The sequence below is a fragment of the Microbacterium testaceum genome, from assembly GCF_001476655.1.
Classification (GTDB): Bacteria; Actinomycetota; Actinomycetes; order Actinomycetales; family Microbacteriaceae; genus Microbacterium; species Microbacterium testaceum_C.
In genome coordinates this window covers 1-5,335 of the sequence record NZ_LDRT01000184.1, presented here as the reverse complement: position 1 = coordinate 5,335, position 5,335 = coordinate 1, and the positions used below count along the sequence as shown (strand labels likewise).

General features: G+C 70.7%; 5 protein-coding genes. 4 read left to right on the top strand and 1 reads right to left on the bottom strand.

The genetic code is table 11. The features are described 5' to 3' along the window. The 3 genes from NS220_RS18010 to NS220_RS18000 form a co-directional block, all read left to right on the top strand. Positions 1-670 (top strand): serine hydrolase (locus tag NS220_RS18010; RefSeq protein ID WP_153004360.1); only part of this gene is annotated, 670 nt, incomplete at its 5' end. Then, positions 667-1,281 (top strand): GbsR/MarR family transcriptional regulator, encoded by a 615-nt coding sequence (locus tag NS220_RS18005; protein ID WP_058625359.1) that lies wholly within the window; start codon positions 667-669, stop codon positions 1,279-1,281. The genes NS220_RS18010 and NS220_RS18005, both read left to right, overlap by 4 nt. Further along, positions 1,278-2,900 carry an ABC transporter ATP-binding protein gene (locus NS220_RS18000; protein ID WP_206543044.1) on the top strand — a complete coding sequence of 541 codons (1,623 nt, stop codon included), beginning with the start codon at positions 1,278-1,280 and terminating at the stop codon, positions 2,898-2,900. The genes NS220_RS18005 and NS220_RS18000 overlap by 4 nt, the downstream gene beginning before the upstream one ends. 50 nt (positions 2,901-2,950) lie before the next feature. On the opposite strand, the gene NS220_RS17995 is transcribed toward NS220_RS18000, so the two are convergent. Next, complete coding sequence (locus tag NS220_RS17995) at positions 2,951-4,324, bottom strand: glutamate decarboxylase (protein WP_058625358.1); 1,374 nt, start codon at positions 4,322-4,324, stop codon at positions 2,951-2,953. A gap of 112 nt (positions 4,325-4,436) precedes the next feature. On the opposite strand from NS220_RS17995, the gene NS220_RS17990 reads away from it, so the two are divergent. Continuing rightward, the coding region (locus NS220_RS17990) for an aldo/keto reductase family protein (protein ID WP_058625357.1) at positions 4,437-5,335 on the top strand (899 nt) is incomplete at its 3' end.

Sequence of the window (5,335 nt, the reverse complement as noted above, 5' to 3'; positions counted from 1 at the left end):
GCGCGACCTGTCGGCGTACTTCGCCGCCCATGCACCCGGCGACGACACGCTCGTGTCGGACGCGGCGAAGAGGCTCCTGCAACGGCGGGAGTCCGACATCGAGTACGCCGGGGTCCTTCGCCATTACGGGCTGGGCTTCGACGTGCGCGACCTCGACGGGGCGCGTCTCATCGGACACAGCGGGGGCTACCCCGGCCACATCACGCGCACGTGGCTCGACCTCGACGACGACCTCGTCGTGAGCGTGCTCACCAACGCCATCGACGGCCCGGCCGACGTCCTCGCGACGGGGGCCATCGGCATCCTGCGTCTGGCCCTCGCCCAAGCCGATCGCGAGCCGGGCACGGCTGCGGTCACGGGACGGTTCGCGAGCATGTGGAGCGTGGCCGACCTCGTGGATCTCGGCGGTGCCGTCGCGGTGCTGCACCCGGCCGATCCCGACCCCGCCCGTTCCGCCGAGGTGCTCGAGGCCGACGACGACGGGACGCTGCGCCTTCCGGCGCGGGCGAGCTTCGGCGCGAGTGGAGAGCCGGTGAGCGTGGAGAGGGATGCCGCGGGCGCGGTCGTGTCGATCCGCTTGAGCGGCATGTCCATGTGGCCGTTCGACCGCTATCGCTACGCTCTGTCGACAGAGCAGCCGTCCGAGCTGCTGAAGGGGATGGCCCTGTGACGGACGAAGAACGCGCTGCGACCGCCGGTGCGTCCGACCACACGCCGGATCACGCCTCCGCGGACGTGCTCGACGAGGCCGTGAGCGCCTTCGTGGAGGACTTCGCGTACGCGTGGGGCGCGGCGGGAAACCCGCGCATGGAGGGGCGTGTCCTCGCGCTGCTCCTGATCGTCGACGAGCCCTACCTGTCGTCGGCGCGCATCGCCGACCTGCTGCAGGCGAGCGCGGGCGCGGTATCGATGTCGACCCGGGCGCTGGTCAACCTCGGTTTCCTGAAGCGGCACGCGATCCCCGGGGACCGCAGCCACTACTTCCGTACCGAGGACGACGTGTGGGGAGGCTTCCTCGCCGGTGAGCGCGACTACGTCCGCCGCATCAACTCGACCCTCGAGTTCGGCCTCGACGTGCTCCCCGAGGACGCGTCGCGACCGCGGACGCGTCTGACCAACGCCCTGCGCTACATGACGTGGCTCGTCGGGCACCACCGCAAGATGCTGGCCGAGTGGCAGGAGTACCGCGACAGCACCCTCGCCGCGGACGCGCAGGCCGCGGACGCGCGGGCCGCCGGCGCGCCCGCCGTCGACGCTCCCGACCGGGAGCCGGGCTCGTGAGCGCGCCCGTGCTGGAGGTCGCCGGTCTCGAGGTCGTCTTCGACCTCGGCGAGGAAGAGGTGGTGGCCGTCGCGGGCCTCGACCTGACCGTGGGACGTGGCGAGATCGTGGCCCTCGTGGGGGAGTCGGGTTCGGGGAAGAGCGTCAGCGCTCTCGCCCTCGTCGGTCTGCTCCCCGAGCGGGCGCGCGTGCGCGGCACCGCGACGTTCGACGGCATCGACCTGCTCGCCCTCGACGAGAACCGCTTGAACGCGATCCGCGGTTCGCGCATCGCGGTCGTCTTCCAGGACCCGATGAACGCCCTCGACCCCGTCTTCCCGATCGGTCATCAGATCGACGAGGTGCTGCGCGTGCACCGTCCCGACATGGACCGCGCCGCCCGCCGCGCCCGCGTGGTGGAGTTGCTGACGATGGTGGAGATCCCGGATGCCGCGGCGCGCGTGCGCTCGTATCCGCACCAGATGTCGGGTGGTCAGGCCCAGCGCGTCATGATCGCGATGGCCCTGGCGTGCGACCCCGAGCTGATCATCGCCGACGAGCCGACGACCGCGTTGGACGTGACGGTGCAGCGCGAGGTGCTCGATGTGATGCGCCGGCTGCGCGAGCGCACCGGCACGGCCATGCTGCTCATCACGCACGACATGGGCGTGGTCGCCGACATGGCCGACAGCGTCGTGGTGCTGCGCCGCGGCGAGGTGCAGGAGCGCGCCGAGGTGCAGCGCATCTTCGACGCGCCGTCGGCGCCCTACACGCGCGAGCTGCTGTCCGCCGTTCCGCGCCTGGGCGCGTCGGACCGGCCCGCGGTCGACGCGGACGGGGAGCCCGTGCTCGAGGTCGAGGGGCTCACGGTCGTCTACGGTCGCGGGGCGCGCGCCCTCACCGCCGTCGACGACGTGAGCCTTCGCATCCCCCGCGGGCAGACCACGGCGCTGGTGGGGGAGTCGGGGTCGGGCAAGAGCACCATCGGCATGTGCGCGTTGGGTCTCGCCCCGATCACCTCGGGGAGGGTGCTCATCGACGGCGTCGACCTGCGCACCGCCCGCCGGGCCGAGTCGCTCGCGGTCAAGCGGTCGGTCGGGGTCGTGTTCCAGAATTCCACCGCGGCCCTCGATCCCCGCATGAGCATCGGGGCCTCGATCGCGGAGCCGCTGCGAGCGCACACCGCCCTCTCGCCGCGCGAGCGCGAGGCGCGGGTCGCCGCTCTGCTCTCGGACGTCGAGCTCCCGGCATCCTGGGCGGGCCGTTTTCCGCACGAGCTGTCGGGCGGTCAGCGTCAGCGCGTCGCGATCGCACGGGCGATCGCGCTCGAGCCCCGACTGCTCGTGGCCGACGAGCCGACCTCGGCGCTCGACGTGTCGGTACAGGCGACCGTGCTCGACCTGGTGCGCCGTCTCCAGCAGGAGCTGCGGTTCGCGTGCCTGTTCATCAGTCACGACCTCGCGGTCGTGGACCAGCTGAGCGACCGGGTGGTCGTCCTGCAGCGCGGGCGCATCGTCGAGGAGGGGACGCGCCGCGAGGTGCTCGCCTCCCCGCGCGAGGAGTACACGCGGGCGCTCATCGCCGCCGTCCCCGTTCCCGATCCGCGCGAGCAGGCGAGGCGTCGCTCCGCCGCGGCGTGAGGGTCGCCGCGGCGTGAGGGCCGCCGCGCCCTGAGGGCCGCCGCGCCCGCTCAGTGGTGGAAACCCGGCCCCGTGCCCTCGGTCGGCATCGGCGACTGCAGTCTGTCGAGGTACGAGACCTCGGTGCGGATGTCGTCCAGCAGGTCGTCGGCGAGGTCGAGGCTGAGTCCTGCGCGCACGACGATGCGCTGCACGGTGCGATCGGACATGTCGTCGGGGAGCGGGTAGGCGGGCACGAGCCAGCCGTGCATGCGCAGCCGGTCCGACAGGTGGTACAGGTTCCAGTTCTCGGTGTATCCCGGGCGCATGCGCCACGCGAACACGGGCAGGTCGCTGCCGTCGCTCACCAGCTCGAACGGCCCCATCGCGCCGATGCCGTGCGAGAGGTGCAGCGCGACCTTCTGCAGGCCGCGCTGCACGGTGGCGTACCCCTCGAAGCCGAGACGCAGGAAGAGGTAGAACTGCAGCAGCACCGGGGCTCCGGGACGAGAGAAGTTCAGCGCGAAGGTGGGCATGTCGCCGCCCAGGTAGCTGACCCGGAATACGAGGTCTTCGGGCAGCCACTTCTCCTCGCGCCAGACGACCCAGCCGACGCCGGGGTACACACCGCCGTACTTGTGTCCCGAGGTCGAGATCGAGTGCACGCGCTCGAGACGGAAGTCCCACTCCAGCTCGGGCCGGAGGAACGGCGCGACCATCGCCCCGGAGGCGCCGTCGACGTGGATGGCGATGTCGAGTCCCGTGGCCTGCTCGACGGCATCCAGAGCTTCGGAGATGGATGCCACGGGCTCGTACGCCCCGGTGTATGTCACCCCGAGGATCGCGACGACGCCGATCGTGTTCTCGTCGACGTAGTCGGCGAGGTCGTGGCCGTCGAACACGGGGTGCTCGTCGGTGACGGGGACGTAGCGGGCCTCGACGTCCCAGTAGTTGCAGAACTTCTCCCAGCACACCTGCACCGCGCTGCTCATCACGAGGTTCGGCTTCTCGGTCGACTTCCCCGCCGCGCGGCGCGCGTGCTGCCAGCGCCGCTTGAGCGCGAGGCCCCCGAGCATGCACGCCTCCGAGGAGCCGATCGTCGAGGTGCCCACCGCACCGTCGACCGAAGGGGCATGCCAGAGGTCGGCGAGCATGCGCCAGCAGGTGCGCTCGATCTCGGCGGTGCGCGGGTACTCGTCCTTGTCGATCATGTTCTTGTCGTACGCGTCGGCGTAGAGCCGGTCGGCGTGCTCGTCCATCCACGTGCCGACGAAGGTCGCGAGGTTCATGCGCGCGTTGCCGTCGAGCATCATCTCGTCGTGCACGATCTGGTACGCCGTCTCGGGCAGTTCGGGCGTGCGCGGGAAACGGTCGCGCGGGCGCCGCGAGGCTTCGCCGGCACGGTCGAAAACGGGCGTGAGCGCGTCATCGGGTCGGTGGGTCATGGGGGTGTCCTCCGTCGTTGCGACGCCGACCGGCGCGCTCTCACCGAGCCTGGCAGAACCCGGTTCCGGATGCCACGGCCCCGATGTCGGAGGGGAGGGCTAGCGTTGAAGAATGGTCGGTTATCGCTACCTCGGAAACAGTGGATTCAAGATCTCGGAGATCACCCTCGGCAACTGGGTGACCCACGGCTCGCAGGTCGGCGACGACGCCGCGATCGCAACCGTGCACGCCGCGCTCGACGCCGGGATCACGACGTTCGACACCGCCGACGGCTACGCCAATGGCGCCGCCGAGACGGTGCTCGGCAAGGCCCTCGAGGGGCAGCGGCGCGAGTCGCTCGAGATCTTCACGAAGGTGTACTTCCCCACCGGCCCGATGGGTCCGAACGACACCGGGCTGAGCCGCAAGCACATCATGGACTCGATCAACGGGTCGCTCAAGCGCCTCGGCACCGATTACGTCGACCTCTACCAGGCCCACCGCTTCGACTACGAGACCCCGCTCGAAGAGACCTTCCAGGCATTCGCCGACGTCGTGCGCCAGGGTAAGGCCCTCTACATCGGTGTGTCCGAGTGGACCGCCGAGCAGCTGCGCGAGGGGCACGCGCTCGCGAAGCAGCTCGGCATCCAGCTCATCTCGAACCAGCCGCAGTACTCGATGCTGTGGCGCGTCATCGAGGGCAAGGTCGTCCCCGCCAGCGAAGAACTCGGCATCTCGCAGATCGTCTGGTCGCCCATGGCTCAGGGCGTGTTGAGCGGCAAGTACCTGCCGGGTCAGCCCGCGCCCGAGGGGTCCCGGGCCACCGACGAGAAGAGCGGCGCGAACTTCATCAAGCGGTTCCTGAACGACGACACGCTCGAGGCCGTGCAGCGGCTCAAGCCCATCGCCGACGAGGCGGGTCTCGCGATGCCGCAGCTCGCGATCGCGTGGGTGCTGCAGAACCCGAACATCGCCGCCGCTCTCGTGGGCGCCTCGCGTCCCGAGCAGCTCGCCGACACCGTGAAGGCGTC

Excerpts from the sequence above, each read along its gene's own strand:
- NS220_RS17995 (WP_058625358.1), bottom strand. The coding sequence starts at position 4,324 with ATGACCCACCGACCCGATGACGCGCTCACGCCCGTTTTCGACCGTGCC.